The 17,225-nt window shown below is 62.5% G+C and carries 25 protein-coding genes; 13 read left to right on the top strand and 12 right to left on the bottom strand.

The genetic code is table 11. From position 1 onward, the window contains the following. Positions 1 to 4 precede the first annotated feature (4 nt). Positions 5 to 913: an NAD(P)-dependent oxidoreductase gene (locus tag IVB24_RS29570; protein ID WP_247770048.1), complete on the top strand. Its 909-nt coding sequence runs from the start codon at positions 5 to 7 to the stop codon at positions 911 to 913. 25 nt (positions 914 to 938) lie between these two features. Here the strand turns inward: IVB24_RS29570 and IVB24_RS29575 are convergent, their stop codons facing one another. The 7 genes from IVB24_RS29575 to IVB24_RS29605 all read right to left on the bottom strand — a co-directional run bounded on the left by IVB24_RS29575 (position 939) and on the right by IVB24_RS29605 (position 6,151). Continuing rightward, a complete protein-coding gene (locus tag IVB24_RS29575; protein WP_247770049.1) occupies positions 939 to 1,502 on the bottom strand; it encodes a flavin reductase family protein in 564 nt (187 codons plus the stop codon). A gap of 10 nt (positions 1,503 to 1,512) precedes the next feature. Next, complete coding sequence (locus IVB24_RS29580) at positions 1,513 to 2,742, bottom strand: acyl-CoA dehydrogenase family protein (protein WP_247770051.1); 1,230 nt, start codon at positions 2,740 to 2,742, stop codon at positions 1,513 to 1,515. Positions 2,743 to 2,866: 124 nt separating this feature from the next. After that, entirely contained in the window at positions 2,867 to 4,135 is a 1,269-nt protein-coding gene (locus tag IVB24_RS29585; protein WP_247770053.1) for a CoA transferase, read from the bottom strand. Between the two features lie 259 nt (positions 4,136 to 4,394). Beyond that, complete coding sequence (locus IVB24_RS29590) at positions 4,395 to 4,823, bottom strand: GNAT family N-acetyltransferase (protein WP_247770055.1); 429 nt, start codon at positions 4,821 to 4,823, stop codon at positions 4,395 to 4,397. A 61-nt stretch (positions 4,824 to 4,884) separates the two neighbouring features. Then, on the bottom strand, positions 4,885 to 5,211 hold the full coding sequence (locus tag IVB24_RS29595) for a phage terminase large subunit (RefSeq protein ID WP_247770057.1): 327 nt from the start codon (positions 5,209 to 5,211) through the stop codon (positions 4,885 to 4,887). A gap of 161 nt (positions 5,212 to 5,372) precedes the next feature. Then, the gene (locus IVB24_RS29600) at positions 5,373 to 5,711 is read right to left on the bottom strand and encodes a hypothetical protein (RefSeq protein WP_247770058.1); all 339 of its coding nucleotides are present in this window, start codon (positions 5,709 to 5,711) and stop codon (positions 5,373 to 5,375) included. Then, positions 5,708 to 6,151, bottom strand: a complete 444-nt coding sequence (locus IVB24_RS29605; RefSeq protein ID WP_247770060.1) for a hypothetical protein — start codon at positions 6,149 to 6,151, stop codon at positions 5,708 to 5,710. The genes IVB24_RS29600 and IVB24_RS29605 overlap by 4 nt, the downstream gene beginning before the upstream one ends. 153 nt (positions 6,152 to 6,304) lie before the next feature. Here IVB24_RS29605 and IVB24_RS29610 point away from each other — a divergent pair, with 153 nt between their 5' ends. From IVB24_RS29610 to IVB24_RS29620, 3 genes are all read left to right on the top strand, one after another. Next, the gene (locus IVB24_RS29610) at positions 6,305 to 6,505 is read left to right on the top strand and encodes a hypothetical protein (protein WP_247770062.1); all 201 of its coding nucleotides are present in this window, start codon (positions 6,305 to 6,307) and stop codon (positions 6,503 to 6,505) included. 141 nt (positions 6,506 to 6,646) lie between these two features. Beyond that, complete coding sequence (locus IVB24_RS29615; protein WP_094972620.1) at positions 6,647 to 6,991, top strand: response regulator; 345 nt, start codon at positions 6,647 to 6,649, stop codon at positions 6,989 to 6,991. Between the two features lie 241 nt (positions 6,992 to 7,232). Then, complete coding sequence (locus IVB24_RS29620) at positions 7,233 to 8,765, top strand: FAD-dependent monooxygenase (protein ID WP_247770064.1); 1,533 nt, start codon at positions 7,233 to 7,235, stop codon at positions 8,763 to 8,765. A 123-nt stretch (positions 8,766 to 8,888) separates the two neighbouring features. Here IVB24_RS29620 and IVB24_RS29625 read toward each other — a convergent pair whose 3' ends face one another. After that, positions 8,889 to 9,212, bottom strand: coding sequence for a hypothetical protein (locus IVB24_RS29625; protein WP_247770066.1), 324 nt, complete (start codon positions 9,210 to 9,212; stop codon positions 8,889 to 8,891). 481 nt (positions 9,213 to 9,693) lie between these two features. Next, positions 9,694 to 10,083, bottom strand: a complete 390-nt coding sequence (locus IVB24_RS29630) for a hypothetical protein (protein WP_247770068.1) — start codon at positions 10,081 to 10,083, stop codon at positions 9,694 to 9,696. Positions 10,084 to 10,373: 290 nt separating this feature from the next. Here IVB24_RS29630 and IVB24_RS29635 point away from each other — a divergent pair, with 290 nt between their 5' ends. Continuing rightward, the gene (locus IVB24_RS29635; RefSeq protein ID WP_247774190.1) at positions 10,374 to 10,787 is read left to right on the top strand and encodes a hypothetical protein; all 414 of its coding nucleotides are present in this window, start codon (positions 10,374 to 10,376) and stop codon (positions 10,785 to 10,787) included. 15 nt (positions 10,788 to 10,802) lie between these two features. Next, positions 10,803 to 11,471, top strand: a complete 669-nt coding sequence (locus IVB24_RS29640; RefSeq protein WP_247770070.1) for an SOS response-associated peptidase — start codon at positions 10,803 to 10,805, stop codon at positions 11,469 to 11,471. Positions 11,472 to 11,757: 286 nt separating this feature from the next. Here IVB24_RS29640 and IVB24_RS29645 read toward each other — a convergent pair whose 3' ends face one another. Beyond that, positions 11,758 to 11,958, bottom strand: coding sequence for a hypothetical protein (locus tag IVB24_RS29645; RefSeq protein WP_247770072.1), 201 nt, complete (start codon positions 11,956 to 11,958; stop codon positions 11,758 to 11,760). Between the two features lie 581 nt (positions 11,959 to 12,539). On the opposite strand from IVB24_RS29645, the gene IVB24_RS29650 reads away from it, so the two are divergent. After that, a complete protein-coding gene (locus tag IVB24_RS29650; RefSeq protein WP_247770074.1) occupies positions 12,540 to 12,740 on the top strand; it encodes a hypothetical protein in 201 nt (66 codons plus the stop codon). After that, positions 12,737 to 12,967: a hypothetical protein gene (locus tag IVB24_RS29655; protein WP_247770083.1), complete on the top strand. Its 231-nt coding sequence runs from the start codon at positions 12,737 to 12,739 to the stop codon at positions 12,965 to 12,967. The genes IVB24_RS29650 and IVB24_RS29655 overlap by 4 nt, the downstream gene beginning before the upstream one ends. Here the strand turns inward: IVB24_RS29655 and IVB24_RS29660 are convergent. Next, complete coding sequence (locus tag IVB24_RS29660) at positions 12,961 to 13,227, bottom strand: hypothetical protein (protein WP_140480623.1); 267 nt, start codon at positions 13,225 to 13,227, stop codon at positions 12,961 to 12,963. The genes IVB24_RS29655 and IVB24_RS29660 overlap by 7 nt on opposite strands. Positions 13,228 to 13,374: 147 nt before the next feature. Beyond that, positions 13,375 to 13,605 (bottom strand): hypothetical protein, encoded by a 231-nt coding sequence (locus tag IVB24_RS29665; protein ID WP_247770085.1) that lies wholly within the window; start codon positions 13,603 to 13,605, stop codon positions 13,375 to 13,377. A gap of 369 nt (positions 13,606 to 13,974) precedes the next feature. Here IVB24_RS29665 and IVB24_RS29670 point away from each other — a divergent pair, with 369 nt between their 5' ends. The 5 genes from IVB24_RS29670 to IVB24_RS29690 all read left to right on the top strand — a co-directional run bounded on the left by IVB24_RS29670 (position 13,975) and on the right by IVB24_RS29690 (position 17,043). Continuing rightward, complete coding sequence (locus IVB24_RS29670) at positions 13,975 to 14,745, top strand: EAL domain-containing protein (RefSeq protein ID WP_247770087.1); 771 nt, start codon at positions 13,975 to 13,977, stop codon at positions 14,743 to 14,745. A 228-nt stretch (positions 14,746 to 14,973) separates the two neighbouring features. Beyond that, on the top strand, positions 14,974 to 15,168 hold the full coding sequence (locus IVB24_RS29675) for a hypothetical protein (RefSeq protein WP_148667338.1): 195 nt from the start codon (positions 14,974 to 14,976) through the stop codon (positions 15,166 to 15,168). 452 nt (positions 15,169 to 15,620) lie between these two features. Continuing rightward, the gene (locus IVB24_RS29680) at positions 15,621 to 15,941 is read left to right on the top strand and encodes a PepSY domain-containing protein (RefSeq protein ID WP_094972632.1); all 321 of its coding nucleotides are present in this window, start codon (positions 15,621 to 15,623) and stop codon (positions 15,939 to 15,941) included. 52 nt (positions 15,942 to 15,993) lie between these two features. Beyond that, positions 15,994 to 16,620: a general stress protein gene (locus IVB24_RS29685; RefSeq protein ID WP_247770089.1), complete on the top strand. Its 627-nt coding sequence runs from the start codon at positions 15,994 to 15,996 to the stop codon at positions 16,618 to 16,620. 237 nt (positions 16,621 to 16,857) lie between these two features. Further along, positions 16,858 to 17,043, top strand: a complete 186-nt coding sequence (locus IVB24_RS29690; RefSeq protein ID WP_166468591.1) for a hypothetical protein — start codon at positions 16,858 to 16,860, stop codon at positions 17,041 to 17,043. The last annotated feature ends 182 nt before the right edge of the window (positions 17,044 to 17,225 follow it).

Here is a 17,225-nt window from a genome sequence, read left to right on the forward strand (position 1 = left end):
ACCTATGGCTGATGCGAGCAAGACAAACCCGCAAGACGTCGAGAGACTCGGCTATCTCGGCCTTGGCCTGATGGGAACGCCGATGACGCGACGCCTGCTCAAGGCCGGCTATCAGGTCAGTGTCTGGAACCGTTCGGAGGGCAAGGTGGCTCCGCTCGCCGAGGCCGGAGCCAGGCGCGCAGCCACGCCTCGTGATCTCCTGACGAACGTCGATATCGCCTTCATGTGTGTGACGGATGCCGCGGCCGTCGAGGAGGTGATCTTCGGGCCTGAGGGGCTGGCAGCGGCGCCCGGCGCAGGCAAGCTTGTCGTCGACTTCTCGTCGATACATCCCGACGCCGCGCGCGATCTGGCAAAGCGACTGAAAGCCGCCAATGGCGCCGGCTGGATCGATGCGCCGGTTTCCGGCGGAACGAAGGGCGCCGAGGAAGGCACCCTTGCGATCATGGCCGGCGGAGAAGCAGTCGAGATCGAGAGGGTACGCCCCTACGTGCTGGCCATGGCGCGCAGGTTCACCCACATGGGCCCGATCGGCGCCGGCCAGACCACGAAACTCTGCAATCAGGTGATCGTGGGATGCGCGATGGCCGTGCTGGCAGAGGCCACGCGCCTGGCCGTCAACGCGGGTATTGACGCCAATCGCCTGCCCGAAGCGCTCGCCGGCGGCTTCGCGGACTCGATCCCGCTTCAGCTTTTCGTGCCGAGAATGGTGCAAGGCATCCATTCGCCCCCGCTCGGTCACATTGCCACGATGCTCAAGGATCTCGATACGGTCGCCGACGTCGCGCAGGCGACATCGACGCCGGTGCCGATGGCCTCGCTAGCGGGGCAGCTTTTCAGGCTGGCCAAGGTCGCACGCGGCGCGGAAGCGGACGCGCTGGAGATTTACAAGCTTTCGGTGGCGGAGCGCTAAGCTATCGAGCGCGATCCGGGGCATGTCAAGGTGACGTCTTGCGCTCGTCATCTGCGAGGAAGCGGCCGAACGTCCCTCGCGCGAAGAGCAGCGGCTCCTTCGCACCGTAGGTATAGGCCTCGACCGCGCCGAGGAAGATCACGTGGTCGCCGCCATAGTAGCGATTCACGGAGCGGCATTGAAAATTCGCGACGCTCTCCGCAAGCACCGGCGCTCCGCCGAGGCCCGGCGTCCAGTCCACACCCGTGAACTTATCGTCCGACGACTTGGCAAATTTCGTCGCAAGCGCCTGTTGCGAAGCTCCAAGCACGTTGACAGTGAAATGGCTGGCATTCTGGAAGATGGTGAGACTCGAGGAATAGACGACCAGGCTCCACAGGACCAGCGGAGGGTTCAGCGATACGGAGGCGAACGAATTGCAAGTCAGTCCGTAGGGCTTGCCGTCAGGCGCTGCGGCCGTGATGATCGTCACGCCCGTTGCATAGGTTCCGAGCGCGTTGCGAAAGTCGCGAGGATCGATCGAAGAGCTGTCGCTCGCGAACTCGTTGGCGGGATCGGGAGCGCCGGGCTGCTGCGGCAGGTCATTCATCGGCCAGCCCTCACAGCGTGAGATTCTCGGACGGCAGGCCCAGCGCCACCCGTCCATAGTTCGTGCCTGCCGCATCGAAGTTGAATGCGAGATGCGAGTTGATCGCGTGCGCATCGCGGAATTGCCGCTGCAACACGCCGGTCGTGAACAGACCGCGCGCGCCACTCGCGGCAAACAGCATCGAGACCGCGTCCGTGCACAAATTCACCGAAAAAGATCCGTCGCGCCGATAACGGGTCTTGGTCGCCATGTCAGGGATGTGACCGCGCCGCGCTTCCTCCATGGCGTCGAGGCAGGCCGATCGCATGATCAGGCGCGCGGCGTCAATCTTCGCAGAGGCCTCCGCGATCTTGATCTGGGTGCTCTGGAAATCGCTGAGCTTGGCGCGATTGTAGGTCGAAATACGGTGACGTGCGACCTCCGTGTAATCGTCGAGGCAAGCCTGCGCATTCCCCAGCGCGACACCGGAGAGGACGTATGGGAACAGCGAGAACACGGGCAGCGCATATAGCGGATTTGGATTGACCGTGCTTCCCGGCGTCGGGCCGCCTGAGAGGTCACCGACGGCGACCGTCATGTGGTCAGCCACGAAGGCATCCCTGACCTCCACGTCGCAAGACCCCGTCCCGCGCAGTCCCGCGACATTCCAGGTGTCCAGCACCTTGTAATCGACCTTGGGCAGCAGAAAAATCCGATACTCGATACCGTCCGCCTCGTCGTCGGAGTAGACCACGCTTGCAAGCATGTTCCATTCGCAGGAGGCGACGCCGGAGGAGAACGGCCAGCTGCCGTGCAATTGGTATCCGCCCTCGACTCGCGTGGCGCGTCCGGCGGGAAAAATGAACGAGGATGCGATCAGCGCGTCCGGATCACGACCCCAGACCAGATCCTGCGCCCGCTGCTTGAACATGCCGAGCATCCAGTGATGGCTCGCCAGATTGGCGAGATTCCAGGCTACAGACGCATCCGCCTGTCCGAGCAGCTCAGCGCAGTCGACAAGAGCGACATAGTCAAGTTCGGCGCCGCCAATCCGTGCCGGTTGGAGCATCCGGAACAGGCCGGCTTCATGGAGATCCATCTCGGTTTCCGACGGAAGATGCCGCAACTCCTCCGTTCGCACCGCCCGCTCTCGTAGTCGCGGCAGGAGGGCCCGGGCTTTTGCGATCATTGCCGCATAGGCGCTTTCGCCGGCTTCCGGCCCGGTGGGCTGACCCATGCTCGGCGTTCGACGAGGCGCCATTCGTGTCCCTCACTTTCGCGTATTTATGCGGCCGGCCCTTCACCAAATCAAGCCAATGCGGCCCGCATCACAAAGCATCGATTCCCATGCCGCGCGATGCCTGTTGCCGGGGGATCGACCGCGCCTAGACCGGCGTCGAGGGCTTACCCGAGCCAAAGACGCCCTTTCGGGTAAACTCCGTGATCCGACACTCGTCATAACCGAGCATGCTGCGCAAGACGTCCTCGGTATGCTCGCCCAACAGAGGGGCCGCGACGGGATCGACCGCGCCCGTCAGGCTCATGGCAATCGGCGGCTCGATGTTCGGCACCCATTCCGCTGTACGGTGCGGAATGCGGCTCAAGCGATGTCGCTCGCGGGCCTCTGGCGCATTGAACCCCTCCTCGACCGTCCGGAGGTAACCGACCGGAATATTGGCCTGCTTCATCTTCGCCATCCAGTTCTCGAGCGTATCGCTGGCAAAGACCTCTGCAATGGCTGCGCGCAAAAGCTCCTTGTTCTCGGAACGAGCCTTGCGCGTGGCAAACTGCGGATCGGTGATGAGATCAGGCCGGTTCAGCACCTCGACCACCAGCCGGCGATACAGCCGATCGTTCGCGCAGGCCATGTAGAGCGGCCCATCGGAGGCCTCATAGACGCCGACGGTGGGAGACCCGCTCGGTGAATTGCCGAACCGGCCGGGGTTTTCGCCGTTGATGAGATACGCCATGCCGTAGAAGCCGGTCATCCCCATCGCAACGTCGAACAAGGCGACTTCAACGCGCTGCCCGCGGCCGAGCCGGTCCCGCGCCAACAGCGCCAGCAGGATGGCGTTACAGGCAGACATCCCCGTCGCTATGTCCACGATGGGTGGGCCGGTACGAACCGCCGGGCCGTCGGCAAATCCATTGAGCGACATGAAGCCGCTCTCGGCCTGCGTGATGGGATCGAAGCCGGGGCGCGAGGCGAACGGCCCGGAGCGCCCGTAGGCGGAGATCGAGCAATAGACCAGGCGGGGATTGAGCGGGGCGACAGCCTCATAGTCGAGCCCGAACTTCTTCATGACGCCGCTCGAGAAATTCTCCACGACCACATCCGCCTTGCGGATCAGATCCAGCGCGATCTCGCGGGCCTCCGGTACGGCAAGATCGAGCGCAATACCGCGCTTGTTGCGGTTCAGGCTGAGATAGGCGGCGCTTTCGCCGCCAATTTCTGCGTGCTCGTAGGCGCGGGTGTCGTCACCGCCATCGGGATTTTCGATCTTGATGACGTGCGCGCCAAAATCCGCGAGCGTCTGCGTGCAGGCCGGGCCGGCGACGACACGCGTGAAATCGATGACCAGCAGACCGTCGAGCGCACTCGGCCCTTCCGTCGCTCGCGACGAACGTTCCGGCAATTGAGGCTTGGTCGGCATCTCTAGCGCTCCCTTACATCGGCTTGTGGCCGCCGAATTTCCTGCAAGAGCAAACTTAAAGCCCGGCGCCGCCAACTTCGCAAGGGTCTCGCTCGCTCCGCCTGAAACGCAAAAACGGCCCGGCAGCTGCCGAGCTGCCGGGCCGTTAGTATTTGAGCGTATGGAGGCTGCGCGCATCTTGCGCAGCCACTCTCGTCTGAGAAAGTCACGTCAGTCTGAGAAGGTTACGTTCCGCATCACGGGAAACCACTCCTATTGCTCAACGCAGCCACTTTCGCCAGTAAAGCGTATGCGACCAGGCCCAGGGGGCTTCAGGCTCGTACAGCCGATAACCCGCATGGATGAAATTATTGGCAGATACCGGATTGTCCGTCGTATCCGAGACGATGCTGTCCCATCCGAGACGCCGCCCTCGCGCCTCGATCGCTCGCATCAGCCTGAGCTGAAGTCCCCGCCCCCAATGCCGCTGCAAGACCCCGACCCGGCAAAAATATCCGCTGTTTCGCGCATGCGTCGACGGCACGACGCCGGCGAAGGCCACCGCATCATCATCGTGGTAGGCGAGCCACCACGTACCCGATTCGAACTGCGGCAGGGACGCCCCGCCGAAGAATGTCAGCCGGTGTAGATCGCCGAGAATTTCGGCAGTCTCATCGTCGTCCGCATCGGCGATACGAATTCTGTACATGGAATACCTATTGGCGGGCGTAATCGGGAGTGAGTGACCTGCGATTCCGTTGCGCCGAGGCTCACTTGCCCAGCACGACCTTGACGCCGAGCCAGACCGCCCCCATCAGACCGGTCGCAATCTTGTCGCTGAAGAGCCTGAAGCCGTGACCAAGGCGCAGGCTCGCGATCTTGCCTTCGATCAGCCGCTTGGAGGATTGCGCCAGCGAACGCTGCGCCTCGCGGATGCAGACCGCGAGCGTGCCGCGCTCGGCCTGGCAGGTCTCGACCAGGAGCTCGCCGAAGAAATGCGATTTGCCCGAGCCGCGTCCGCCGTAAACCCCCTTGTAGCGCGCAGGCTTCAGCAGCGGCTCGAAGATCTTCGCCGTCGGAATTTTCAGAATGGACAATGGCTACGCTCGCTCGCCCTTAGGGCAGGCCAGTGCGCCTGCGCCACATCGCGGACCAGTCTTCGGTCGCGGCCCTATGAAAGAGCTAGGAGCAGCAAGCGAATCCCGGCCCTCGGCACCAAACGAAATCGAGACGACCTCAGATCGGGATATCCCGCATCTCAGGCTTTCGGACCGGCATCGCCCTCGACGGCGTCTTCCGGACGCACGATGACGCGCTCGACCCGGTGGATCAATTCCGGCGCGCTGTCTTCGCCGTTCTCGATCGGCTGCGCGGCCTTGCCCCATCCGCGATCGAGGATGGCGTTGGCTGCCGAGAGGCGCACGGCCGGCGTGGCTTCGTCGCTGCGCATGATGCCGACGAGAACCCTGAGAGCCGTCCTGGTGTGGCCGCGCGCCAGCGAGCGGATCTCGGTCAGGGTTCGTGCCCTCGACGTCTTCCTGGCCGCGGGCTGGGGGGACCGCTCGCTCGCGAGCCCGCATTCGACTTGCTCGTTCACGACAGCGTCTCCCACAGCACGATTGCGATCAGGCCCGCGACCGCGAGCGATAACAGATAGGCGGTCATCATCCCCTCCATGCGAAGAAAATGCGCGGCAGATCGCGCCAGGCGAGGCGCGATCGTTTCGGGCGCGAACCCTATCTCCGTGTCTTCCGGAGACCGCAGCGGCGGGGGCAGCGGGCCCTGCGCCGCGGGCCGGCACGTTCGCGCGTGCACGGCCAGCAATGGTTCGGACGGCGGCGCGCCGATCGGCGCTCCAGGTTTGACGAGTGCGTGGCCGTAATGCGCCGCCGCCGTCCGATTCTGAAATCGAGACGAAAAAACCCGCGGCGGATGTGCTCCGCGCGGGTGAACCAAACTCGTCTCGATGATGTCATTCTGCCGGTGTTTTGCCCGACGTGTCAAAGCCCCGTTGAAGTCAAAGCCCGTTGAAGTCAAAGCCCCGTTGAAATGAAACAGCCCGCCGCGGATATTCTCCGCGCGGGCTGAACCAAACTTCTTTCGATGATGTCATTCTGCCAGTGTTTTGCCCGACGAGTCAAACGAACTTACCGGCCCGGAGATCGTTAGCCGATCAGGAGGATCGGTTTGATGACATTCGAGAAGACCTCAGCAGAGACATCGCAAGAATTGCCTGGAGCCAAGCCGCGCATCGACAGGAAGCGCGAGACGCGAGAGGCGATCATCGAAGACGCCGGCGCGACAAAGGACGGGGATCGCGATCTCGTGCACGGCGATGGCGGCACCATCGACATTCCCGCCAAACCCGGCGATTTGTCGAAGGACGATTAGAGGATCGGTGCGCGGCGCGCACGTCGATGACGCCGGCCTCTCGCCCGAGGTCTCCGACATCCGTTCACGCGGCCGGGGCTTTGCGGGAACTTACCCGATGAGGGCTGCGTTGATAGCTTTGTCAGAAGGAACGTTCCGGCGATGAGCCACACTGTCCTGGTTGTTGACGACGATCCCGCCGTCCTCGACGTGCTCGTGGCCATGCTGGAAGATCTCGGTTGCAAACCGATCAGCGCCCAAAGCGGCCGGGATGCACTCGACCGGCTCGAGCAAAATCAGGACATCTCCATCCTCATCACGGATATCAACATGCCCGGCATGGATGGTCATGAACTGGCCGAGCTGGCCAAGCGCATCCGGCCGGAGTTGAAGATGCTGCAATTGTCGGGTCGCGAGCCCCGGCGCGGCGGCCTTCCCATGATCCGAAAGCCGTTTTCGTTCGAAGAGCTTGCCGACGTCATGCGGCGGACCACCGGCGTCTGCTGACCGTCCAATGCCGCAAAACAAAACCCGCCGCAGATTGCTCCGCGCGGGCTGAACCGACGTCTTTCGATGATGCCATCATGCCGGTGTTTTGCCCGACGTGTCAACGTGGCGAACGCGGAAGAGCAAGCCCCTCCTTCCAACTCGATATGTGGTGCGCAACGGGCTTGCTTCAAGTCCCCGCCTCTGCCGTAGAACCCCCGACCCAGGAAATATCCAAAGCAACCAGCCGAGGGGTCACGACATGCCTGTACTGCTTCCGACGTCCCGTTCACACCGCCGGCCACATGCGGCCGGCGCGGGCAACCAGATGCCGCTTCACCATGCCGTGGTGATCGCCGGCGGCGGCCCGACCGGACTGATGCTGGCCGCGGAGCTCGCGCTCGCCAAGATCGATGTCGCCATCCTCGAGCGGCGCGCGAGCCAGGATCTCGTCGGCACGCGCGCCGGCGGGTTGCATGCCCGCAGCATCGAGATCCTCGATCAGCGCGGCGTTGCCGATCGCTTCCTGTGCGAAGGACAGATCGTCCAGCTCGCGGGCTTTGCCTGGACGCGGCTCGACATCAGCGACCTCCCCACGAGGCACGCTTACGGGCTGGCGCTGCGGCAGAGCCACATCGAGCGCATCCTGGCGGACTGGGTCGAAGAGCTCGGAGTGCCGATCTATCGCAACGTCGAGTTCACGCGCTTCGAACAAGACGAAACCGGCATCGACGTGACGCTCGCCAGCGGCGCGACCTTGCGCGCAGACTATCTCGTCGGCTGCGACGGCGGTCGCAGCCTGGTGCGCAAGGCCGCCGGCATCGATTTCCCCGGCACCTCACCAACGCTGAACAACCTGATGGCCGAGGTCGAGATGCGCGAAGCGCCGGCATGGGGCCTGCGCCATGACGCGCTCGGCTTTCACGGCCTCAGCAAAGCCGAGAGCGGTCGCGTGCTGGTCGTCGTGACGGAAGCAACCCTCGCGCGCACCGGCGAGCCCTCCTTGCGCGATCTCAGCGATGCGCTCGTCGCAGTCTACGGCACCGACTTCGGTGTAAAGAATCCCGCCTGGATCTCCCGCTTCACCGATGCGGCACGGCAGGCCGCGACGTATCGCAAGGGGCGCGTGCTGCTCGCCGGCGATGCCGCGCATATCCATCACTCCGTCGGCGGGCAAGGCCTCAATTTGGGTGTGCAGGACGCCGTCAATCTCGGCTGGAAGCTGGCGCAGGTGGTCAAAGGCAGCTCGCCCGACAGCCTGCTCGACAGCTATCACGCCGAGCGCCATCCCGTCGGCGCGCGCGTGCTGAAGAACACCATGGCGCAGATCGCCCTGCTCCGACGCGGCGACGACGGCCGCAAGGCTGCGCGCGAGGTGATCTCCGACCTGCTCGCCATGGACGAGCCGCGCCAGCACGTCGGCGCGATGATGAGCGGGCTCGATATCGCTTACGATCTCGGCGAAGGCCACGCTTTGCTGGGGCGGCGCATGCCTGATCTCGATCTGACGGTCGAAGGACAAGCGCTAAGACTGTTCACGCTGCTGCACGGCGCGCGGGGCGTGCTGGTCAATTTCAGCAAGCGAGGCAACATCGACGCGGGACCGTGGGTCAACCGCGTTGATGTCGTCGATGCCGCATACGATGGCGTGTGGGAGCTTCCGGTCATCGGACGGGTCGCAGCGCCGGGGGCGGTGCTGGTGCGGCCTGACGGGCACGTGGGCTGGGTGGGAGATGTGAGCCAACAGGGTCTCAAGGATGCATTGATCCGCTGGTTTGGGCCGAGCCTGGCTTAAGGAAACGTGGACTTTCGACGCGGATGCATCGAATGTCCGCTTCTACCTCAACAGGAGCCTAAAGAGCGGACATCGTTGAGGTCGCCGAAGGGCCAGAAGCGGAAAAGCGGCAAATTGGCTCAGTTATCCGCGGGCCTCGTCGATCTTTTGTAGGATCGAACGAAAGCACCCCGCGATGCTGTTCCCGAAGACGCTCGCGATGGCGAGGCCAACGAACGCTCCGATGCCAAGGCCACCAAAGCCGAAAAATACGAGAAGAGTGACAATAAGCGCTTGAGCCCAATTAGCACTCGAAGAAGCCTGGAGGACAGCGAGAAAGAACAGCGATGGGATATTGGCGAAAATCGCGAGACCCCACGCCAACACTGGATGATTGCGAGCCAGAAGTGGAAATGCGAGAGCAGCAACCGGAAATGCAATTGCGTTGCAAACAATGATGTACCACATCGTCACTTCGGCCGCGCTTGTTGACACTTGGAATAGTGCGCCGCAATCGTAGTCACGAAGTAAATATTTCCCTTCGATTTCGAAGGCAATCCGTTCGGGGCGTTGTGGCTCGTATAACCGGGATTTGCTAACGCCGCACCAAGCCCAACCTGACAAACGTCTGCAACGGGTCACCAGCTGATATGCTCTGGTCCATAGAAGATGTCCCCTCGCCCCCCAGCAGCCGACATCGGCTGCCAAAAGCCCGGGGTATCCCGCGGGCTTTAAGCTTCAAAGTTGGGTACGCGGGTCAATACCCGAATATTCCGTCGATCATCGATTACGGGTGAGAACGCTTCGGCCGGCGAGTCGACCACAGCAGCGGGACTCTCAGGCTTGTAAGCAAGCGCCTCCGCGATCCAGCGCGGCCAGCGAGACAAATCCAAGTCCCTTGCCTCAGTGGGGACGGGGAAGCCCGCCCGAGCGACGGGTGATTTCGACATCATCGTAAAATCTCCTCCCGAGGCGAAATGGTCTGCGACATTCTGAGATCCCCCACGTTGTTAACCTGATTGGCAATCGCTTGAGGCTGGTTGGGATGCACGATGACGCGTTCGATCTTTTGCACAAATTCGACCGGGCCGGCGTCAGTGGCCAATTGCTGCACCGGCCTCCCCCAGCCTCGATCAAGAAGCTCTTTGGCGGCGGCCACGCGGGCAAACGCATTCGCCGTCTCTCGATTCATGATTGCCGCAAGTACGAGGAGCGCCGCTTCGGTCTTGTCTCTTGCTAGCGATTGGATATCCGACAACGTGGTAATTTTTGGATTTTCGCTGGGCACATGTTGAGGGACGGGAAGCCCGAACTCCGTCCGTCTTCTAAACTTAGTCATTCTGAAATCCTTTGAAACCAACTCAGTTCAAAACAAAAATGCCCGCGCGGATTGCTCCGCACGGGCTAACCAACCTTCTTTCGATCGTACTATTCTCCCGGTGTTTTGCCCGACCGAGTCAAACTCAAACGCGGTGCGCTTGCGTTGATTGCAAAGGGACAGGCCGGCCGCTGGTGAGCCTTTGACATAGCTCTTTTCCACAGCCACAGCGGGCGGTAGCGATCCACCCTCCCGAACCACTAGGGATCGACAATTTGCCAAGACCGCTGGCACATGGCCCTTATCTTTCGATGTCCACAAAGTCGCGCGAATACCTGTTCGGCACCCAGATCAAGATGTCCGCTGAGCGCGCCAAGGAGGCGCGCAAGGAAGCCGACAAACTGGCCTGCGAGGCGTGGAACTATCGTATGCTTGGCTATAAGGGTCCGGCACAGCCGTCGCCAACGATCGGAGATGCAATCAACGGCGGATACCTCTACCTGGAGGTCCGCTGTCTCGGCTGCGACACCAATCAATCTGTAGCGCTCGATATAATTCGTCGCTCCAAGACAACGCCCGTTCACGAACTCGAACGCTACATGCGCTGTAAGGACTGTTCGCAAGTGCGGGGCTATCCCTATAAACGAAGCAAGCTGGTCGCGCTGAGACCAACAAAGATTTCAGCTAATCACCCGCCCACCACCTGGTGGCCGGGCGAGCGCTAAAGGACCGTCTCCTTCATGTGCAATCTCTATTCGATCACCACCAATCAGGCTGCCATCGCCGAGCTCTTTCGCGTCGTTCGCCGCTACGAGGGTAATTTGCCGCCGATGCCCGGCGTGTTTCCGGACTATCCCGCGCCCGTCATACGCGACGCAGCCGGCGAGCGAGAATTGGCGATGATGCGCTGGGGCATGCCGCCACCGCCGCGTACCGGCGGCCCGCCTGTGACGAATATCCGCAACACCTCCTCGCCGCACTGGCGCACCTGGCTCAAGCCGGAGCATCGCTGCCTCGTGCCCGTCAACAGTTTTGCGGAATACGCGCCGGAGCCGAATCCAGAGACGAAGAAAAAAGACATCGTGTGGTTTGCGCTCGCGGAGTCGCGGCCGCTTTTCGCGTTCGCCGGTATCTGGACAACGTTCAACGGCGATCGCGGGACGAAGTCGAAACCTATTCCGGGGCCGCATCAGGTTTATGGATTTCTCACGACGACGCCAAACGCCGTCGTCGAGCCGATTCACCCTAAAGCCATGCCTGTCATCCTGACATCAGACGAAGAGCGGGACGTATGGTTGCGGGCGCCTTGGGACGAAGCTAAGGCGCTTCAGCGACCGCTATCAGATGAACAGCTTGGGATTGTTGCTCGAGGGACTGAGAAAGAAGATATTGCATCGAGACCAGTGTGACTCACGAAGGCATCCTTGAGATGATGCAGCCCGAGGACGGCGACGACCCGTACAAATGAAAGAGGCCGCCAACTGAGGCGGCCTTAATCCTTCGGAGGGGGCTCTAGCTTGCTAGCAAGCAGCAGCCATGCCGCAGCCGAGTTTTGGAGCCTAGTCTTTTGGCGGCCAATGTTGCGCTCAGCCTGCTCTAGTTGGTCGGCGGCCTTCTGTCTGCATTCGTCTGGTGTGAAATCCATGCCGCAACTAGATCGACTTCGGCGCGGCTTGTCTGGTCAAAACCGGACACCTATTCGGGAGGTCTTAGGCCAGGAGAGGTAAGCCACTCGCTCATGTGAGAGCCGGTCTCGGCTTGCCGGGCTCTGCGTAGGGTTTCTTCGCGTGCAGGTCCGTGGGGGAGGAGTTTGGCTTCCTCGCGAAGTCGTCGGGCTTCTTCAGCAAGGCGCTCTTCCAGGGACGTGGTTTGCTTGAATCGTCGGCGCTTCTGCATGGCGCTACCTCGGGTCCTAACCGTGGGGTTTGAACTTCCGATTCTTAATATGCCAATGAGCAGCCTTCAGTTCCGGATTGAATATTTCGAGCGAGGTCACTCCCAAAATCAAACTAGGCCACTGCGCTCGGAAACCGACCAGCACCTGCCCATCTTTTAGAACAAACCAAGAACCAGGCGAGCGCCTTCAACCAATTCCTGCACCTTGCGCTTCGCGCCTGAGCCGGCGCGCGGGCGCCGGCACCCAGCGCGTCGGCCGGCATCCGCGTCCCGTCCCTGCTCTTTCACAAGCGTTGCTTGAGACAAAGCCTTGAGACGACGCCCAGACGAGGTGTCGTTAAACGCCCTCCGGGGTCGGCCTTGATTCAAAGTGAACTCAGAAATCGTTCGCACTCAAATTGAGTAATTTGCCTAAAAGGCTCGGTCTCCCGCGCGAAATTTAATCTTCACACATATCAAAAGATACAGACTCCCGGCCGCGGCAGGTCTAGCCTTCATGTATCATTGCAAAGTGCGTCGCATCGGTGGGTGATGAGAACGCCAGTTGCGCTCGCGCTTTTCTGCAGCGAAGGGAGCACGCCATGATGAAGCGGCGTCGTTTCAAACAGAACACGACACTCAAAGAAAGACTCTTAGAGGAAGCCGAGCGCTGTCGCGAGGAAGCGCGCGCGCTCTCGCCGGGGCGCCGCCGCGAGATGCTGCTGCGCCGGGCGCGGCAGGACGAAACGGCCATGCAGATCGAGGCCTGGCTGCGCTCCCCCGGCCTGAGGGCGCCGACATGATGCAGCAATATCGCGCTTATCTCGTCGGGGAGGACGGCATCTTCCGCTCGGCCGAAGCGTTCGAGGCCCTGTCGGACGAGTCCGCCGTCAGCTTCGCGCAGCAGTTCACGAGGCACGGCAAGGTGGAGGTGTGGCAGCTCGGCCGCAAGATCGCCGTGCTCGATTCGGAGCGGTCTCCGCCACCACCGCCGCCCGCGCGATCCGGACCGATACTGACCCGTCAATGATCGCGTGAGTGCGATTGCGGCGCGAGGCTGTCGATCTCGACGCAGAACTTCACCTGCAAGACAGGCCCGCTGGTGTCGCGAACGTCGATCACCATCTGTTGCCTGCCGCCATTGGGCGCGGAAAACACGGCATCGCGCGCCATGTCGGCAACCGATTTGGCGGCTTCGGCCCGGGCGGCGCGCGGGCTCGACAATTCCAGCCCCTCCTCGTCCAGCGCAATTCCCTTGTCGTCGCGAAGATCGAAGTAATATCGGGGCATGTTCGTATCCTTTGCCATAATTAGGCGCGGGACGAGCAAAGGTTTCCCACGGGCGGAGAAATTCTGTTGGAGTCCAATGAGTTCCGGGAGCGCAGCGAAGGGATTGATCCGGCATGGCCTGAATTGCGCATGCCTGCGCAGCAGCTCCTACTCCTCCGCGAGCTTGTTCTCGATATAGGCATCCACCGTCTCGGCGAACGAGCGCTGCACGCCGACCGCGACATCGTGCTGGTCCAGCGCGTCGCGCTGGAGCACGCGCAGGCCGCGCCCGCGGGCGCTGAGCGGCGCCGTGTTCAGATACTGATCGATGGCGCCTTTGGCGAGCGGGATGGCCTTGGATCGCCCCTGGCGATCAGGAGCCTGAGCAGGCTCTGGCATTCGGCCAAACCTGGCATGGGCTCAGCCTCCTTAGCTGTGCTGCGATTTCGGCTTCGGCCGCTTCACCGGCTGGGTGTGGGTGCCGAACAGCGCCAGCAGGAACGCGACTTCTTCCTTCGAACCGATCTGGATCATGAGTTCTCTCCTCTTCGCTCCGTTGGTCGGAACCGGGCGCGAGGCAGTTCAGGACAATCGGGTTTCAGCTCTGTTTCAGCCGTGTTTCGTCGCGCCGAAACGGTGATGACCAGCCTGCCTGTGTGCACAATTGAACTTGAGCGCACCCGGTCGCGGCGGCCCTCCCCGCTTCGCTGTTCTTTAACCGCTGCGCCCTAACGTCCGCATGTTTGAGGGCTGCAGGAGTTTGACGAGATGGGCGTGAAGTGCGCGGGATGTGCCGACGGGACGGAACTGCCGTTCGCATTCAAGATGGCATTCCAGCCCATCGTCGATGTCACCGGGAACAGGATCTGGGGCTATGAAGCGCTGGTGCGCGGCCCGAACGGCGAGAGCGCCCACAGCGTGCTCAGCCAGCTCACCGACGATCAGCTCTACCGCTTCGACCAGGCCGCCCGCGTCATGGCGATCGAGACCGCCGGCAAGCTGTTCGCCGATCCGCGCGCCCGCCTCTCGATCAATTTCATGCCGAATGCGGTGTACGAGCCGCGCGCCTGCATCCAGAAATCGCTCGAGGCCGCGCGTCGCGCGAATTTTCCTCCGTCCAATCTGATGTTCGAATTCACCGAGAACGAGCGGATGAGCGATCCCGCGCATGTCGAAAACATCGTGCGCGCCTACAAGGCCCTCGGCTTCTGGACCGCGCTGGACGATTTCGACGCCGGTTATGCCGGCCTCGGCCTGCTCGCCCGGCTGCAGCCGAATCTCATCAAGATCGACATGGAGCTGCTGCGCGACATCCATCTCAGCCATGCCAGGCAGGTCATCGTATCGGGCGTGGCGGCCATGGCGCGCGAGCTCGACATCACGGTTTTGGCCGAGGGCGTCGAGAACGAGGCCGAACTCACGGTTCTCAGGGCCGCCGGCATCGCGCTGTTCCAGGGTTATCATTTTGCCAAGCCCGGCTTCATGTCGTTGCCGGCGGTGCGGGGATTTCAGCAGATCAACGTGTCGCTCGCCGGCTGAGGCAAGGCCGGCCCTTCCACGTTTTCCGTAAGAGCGATTCATAGCCAAAAGCCCGTGCGGATTGCGCCACGCGGGCCTCTCGCGCAGCGTTCCGCGACAGCTCGGCAATGTGGGTCTCCGAAGCCGATTGGACCTGTCTTCTCCGGACATCGAAATATTGCCGCTTATTCCCGGTCTGGCCCGAACCAAGTCGCGCCGCCTGCGTTGATGCGCACAACGGAGGCTTCGATGCTGGATTTGAGACTTGTGGCGACTTCGCTGGCTATGCTGATTGCACTGCTGTCCGTGGCACTGGCCGATCCCGCCAGGGAGCAGGTCCGGCCCGCGGTTCAAGGCGCCACTGACGCGCGCCCGATCCGCGTCATCCTTCCCGCACCCTGGGAGCCCGCCACGACGCAGGCCGAAGCACACTCGACGAAGTGACGTGCCGGCATGAAGGCAAGCTCGGAGGAAGACGGCCCTCTATTGCTTGCCGCGCTTCTGCGTAACAAGCTTCAAGCCGATCCCGTGCTGCCAGGCGCGCGCCCTCACGGCCGCCCGCTGCGATTGAGCTCGAGCGCAATCTCGTCGGGCCCCCGGCCGCTTCGGCCAAGGCCGCTCGTGGTCTTGCACCGTCCATTTCTTCAACAGCGGGTCGCGGGATTGCATGGTGGGAGTCGTCTCGCCTGCGCGGCGCGTTGGATTCGGCGCCCCCAATCAGCATCAGCCGCAGAGCGCCGCTAAACGGGACAAACCGGCAAACGTTCCTAAAACTGATCTCGATGCACGCGGCATTCGCGCAAGAAGCGCTGCGGCACTCGGAAGCTACGAACTCAAAGCAACCAATTCGAATCTCACTTGTTGTCGCCGGCACATTCACTGCCGGAGGACAAAAAATGCGACGTCTCACTCTACTTGCCACGACCATGTTGCTGCTCGCAGCGGTGCCCGCAAGCGCACAGTCTCAGCCTGCCCAGAGCGGGCCGGGCAACAACGCCGTCAACAGCGCGGACCAGAACAACTCGAACAAGCCTGTCGCCGGCCGCAACAGCTTCACCGAGGGCCAGGCGAAATCGAAGATCGAAGAGGCGGGATATTCCAATGTCTCCGGCCTGAAGAAGGATGACCAGGGCGTCTGGCGCGGCAAGGCCGACAAGGCCGGCACCAAGGCTGACGTCAGCCTGGACTTCCAGGGCAACGTCAATCCCGCCAAGTAACGCGCCAAGTAACGCGCCAAATAGCGCGCAAAGCAATCAGGAGACCTGACACATGACCACCACCATCTCTCGCCTTTACGACACTTACGCCGACGCCGAGAGCGCCGTAACCCGGCTCGAAGCCGCCGGCGTGCCGCATTCCGACATCAGCATCGTCGCCAACAACTCCGACAATTGGTATGGCTCGCGCTCCGGCAAGGTCGACCGCGATCGCGACGGCGTCGATGATCGTGCCGAAGGCGCCGGGACCGGAGCCGGTATCGGTGCGGGCCTCGGCGGCGCGGCCGGCCTGCTCGCGGGCCTCGGCCTGCTGGCGATCCCCGGTCTCGGACCGGTCGTCGCAGCGGGTTGGCTCGCCGCGGCCGCAGTCGGCGCAGCTGCCGGTGCGGCCACGGGCGGCATTGTCGGTGCCCTGACGGAAGCCGGCGTCTCCAAGGAAGAAGCCTCGCGTTACGCCGAGGGCGTTCGCCGCGGCGGCACGCTGGTGACCGCTCGGGTGCCCGACCAGGATCGCGCCCGTCTCGATGCTCTGTTGCACGAGCGCGCCGTGAACCTGCAGGAGCGCAGCGCGGCCTGGCAGAAGTCCGGCTGGAACGACTTCGATGCCGCGAGCCCGCCGCTTTCGCCGGAAGATATCGGCCGCGAGCGTCAGCTCTACGGCACGAGCGCGCGTCGCTAAGCGTTCTCGGATTGCACGACCAGGGCCCCGCGGTGCGGGGCCCTTTCTCATGGGCGAATGCGCCGTCAGCCGAGTGCCAAATCGTCCCGATGCTCTCATCGTCCGATGCCTTGCCCGGCGGATCAAAACTTTATCTCAAATGCAACATAGCGGATTTGGCGAAATGCAATCTCTTCGCGCCATGCTGGGACATGTGCTTGCGCGAATGCAATCGGGACAACGTCGGAGAAATCGCCCATGTACTACGTCGCCGCTGCATTGCTGGTGCTGTCGGGACTGTTCTATTCCGCGAGCCATCACGAGATCGGCTCGCTCGGCGTCACCATGTGCAGCTATGGTGGCGCATTCTGCGATAACCCGCTGATCGTCTTTTCCGGCGCGGCGCTGGCCGCCGCCTGGGGCATGTTCGTCAGCATCAAGTAGCGCGGCGGCGCAGGCTATCATCCCTGGCCCTCGACATCCCCGTCACCTGGCGCGGGCAAGCCTCACGGACCCCGGCGGTGAGCCGACGCAAACTCTGGGATGATCGCAATCTACTCCCGTTTTGCCCGACAGTCAAGCTGACTTAGGCTTAACCGAAATATTGGATCGCCCGCGCGGTGAGG

The organism is Bradyrhizobium sp. 192 (genome assembly GCF_023100965.1).
In the GTDB taxonomy this organism is placed as follows: Bacteria; Pseudomonadota; Alphaproteobacteria; order Rhizobiales; family Xanthobacteraceae; genus Bradyrhizobium; species Bradyrhizobium symbiodeficiens.

Bases quoted from the DNA above. Each gene is read 5' to 3' on its own strand.
- IVB24_RS29650 (WP_247770074.1), top strand. From the start codon at position 12,540: ATGATGAAGCGGCGTCGTTTCAAACAGAACACGACACTCAAAGAAAGA.
- IVB24_RS29580 (WP_247770051.1), bottom strand. From the start codon at position 2,742: ATGGCGCCTCGTCGAACGCCGAGCATGGGTCAGCCCACCGGGCCGGAA.
- IVB24_RS29590 (WP_247770055.1), bottom strand. From the start codon at position 4,823: ATGTACAGAATTCGTATCGCCGATGCGGACGACGATGAGACTGCCGAA.
- IVB24_RS29680 (WP_094972632.1), top strand. From the start codon at position 15,621: ATGCGACGTCTCACTCTACTTGCCACGACCATGTTGCTGCTCGCAGCG.
- IVB24_RS29620 (WP_247770064.1), top strand. From the start codon at position 7,233: ATGCCTGTACTGCTTCCGACGTCCCGTTCACACCGCCGGCCACATGCG.
- IVB24_RS29670 (WP_247770087.1), top strand. From the start codon at position 13,975: ATGGGCGTGAAGTGCGCGGGATGTGCCGACGGGACGGAACTGCCGTTC.
- IVB24_RS29655 (WP_247770083.1), top strand. From the start codon at position 12,737: ATGATGCAGCAATATCGCGCTTATCTCGTCGGGGAGGACGGCATCTTC.
- IVB24_RS29675 (WP_148667338.1), top strand. From the start codon at position 14,974: ATGCTGGATTTGAGACTTGTGGCGACTTCGCTGGCTATGCTGATTGCA.
- IVB24_RS29610 (WP_247770062.1), top strand. From the start codon at position 6,305: ATGACATTCGAGAAGACCTCAGCAGAGACATCGCAAGAATTGCCTGGA.
- IVB24_RS29645 (WP_247770072.1), bottom strand. From the start codon at position 11,958: ATGCAGAAGCGCCGACGATTCAAGCAAACCACGTCCCTGGAAGAGCGC.
- IVB24_RS29630 (WP_247770068.1), bottom strand. From the start codon at position 10,083: ATGACTAAGTTTAGAAGACGGACGGAGTTCGGGCTTCCCGTCCCTCAA.
- IVB24_RS29685 (WP_247770089.1), top strand. From the start codon at position 15,994: ATGACCACCACCATCTCTCGCCTTTACGACACTTACGCCGACGCCGAG.
- IVB24_RS29660 (WP_140480623.1), bottom strand. From the start codon at position 13,227: ATGCCCCGATATTACTTCGATCTTCGCGACGACAAGGGAATTGCGCTG.
- IVB24_RS29665 (WP_247770085.1), bottom strand. From the start codon at position 13,605: ATGCCAGAGCCTGCTCAGGCTCCTGATCGCCAGGGGCGATCCAAGGCC.
- IVB24_RS29570 (WP_247770048.1), top strand. From the start codon at position 5: ATGGCTGATGCGAGCAAGACAAACCCGCAAGACGTCGAGAGACTCGGC.
- IVB24_RS29690 (WP_166468591.1), top strand. From the start codon at position 16,858: ATGTACTACGTCGCCGCTGCATTGCTGGTGCTGTCGGGACTGTTCTAT.
- IVB24_RS29625 (WP_247770066.1), bottom strand. From the start codon at position 9,212: ATGTGGTACATCATTGTTTGCAACGCAATTGCATTTCCGGTTGCTGCT.
- IVB24_RS29640 (WP_247770070.1), top strand. From the start codon at position 10,803: ATGTGCAATCTCTATTCGATCACCACCAATCAGGCTGCCATCGCCGAG.
- IVB24_RS29615 (WP_094972620.1), top strand. From the start codon at position 6,647: ATGAGCCACACTGTCCTGGTTGTTGACGACGATCCCGCCGTCCTCGAC.
- IVB24_RS29585 (WP_247770053.1), bottom strand. From the start codon at position 4,135: ATGCCGACCAAGCCTCAATTGCCGGAACGTTCGTCGCGAGCGACGGAA.
- IVB24_RS29635 (WP_247774190.1), top strand. From the start codon at position 10,374: ATGTCCACAAAGTCGCGCGAATACCTGTTCGGCACCCAGATCAAGATG.
- IVB24_RS29575 (WP_247770049.1), bottom strand. From the start codon at position 1,502: ATGAATGACCTGCCGCAGCAGCCCGGCGCTCCCGATCCCGCCAACGAG.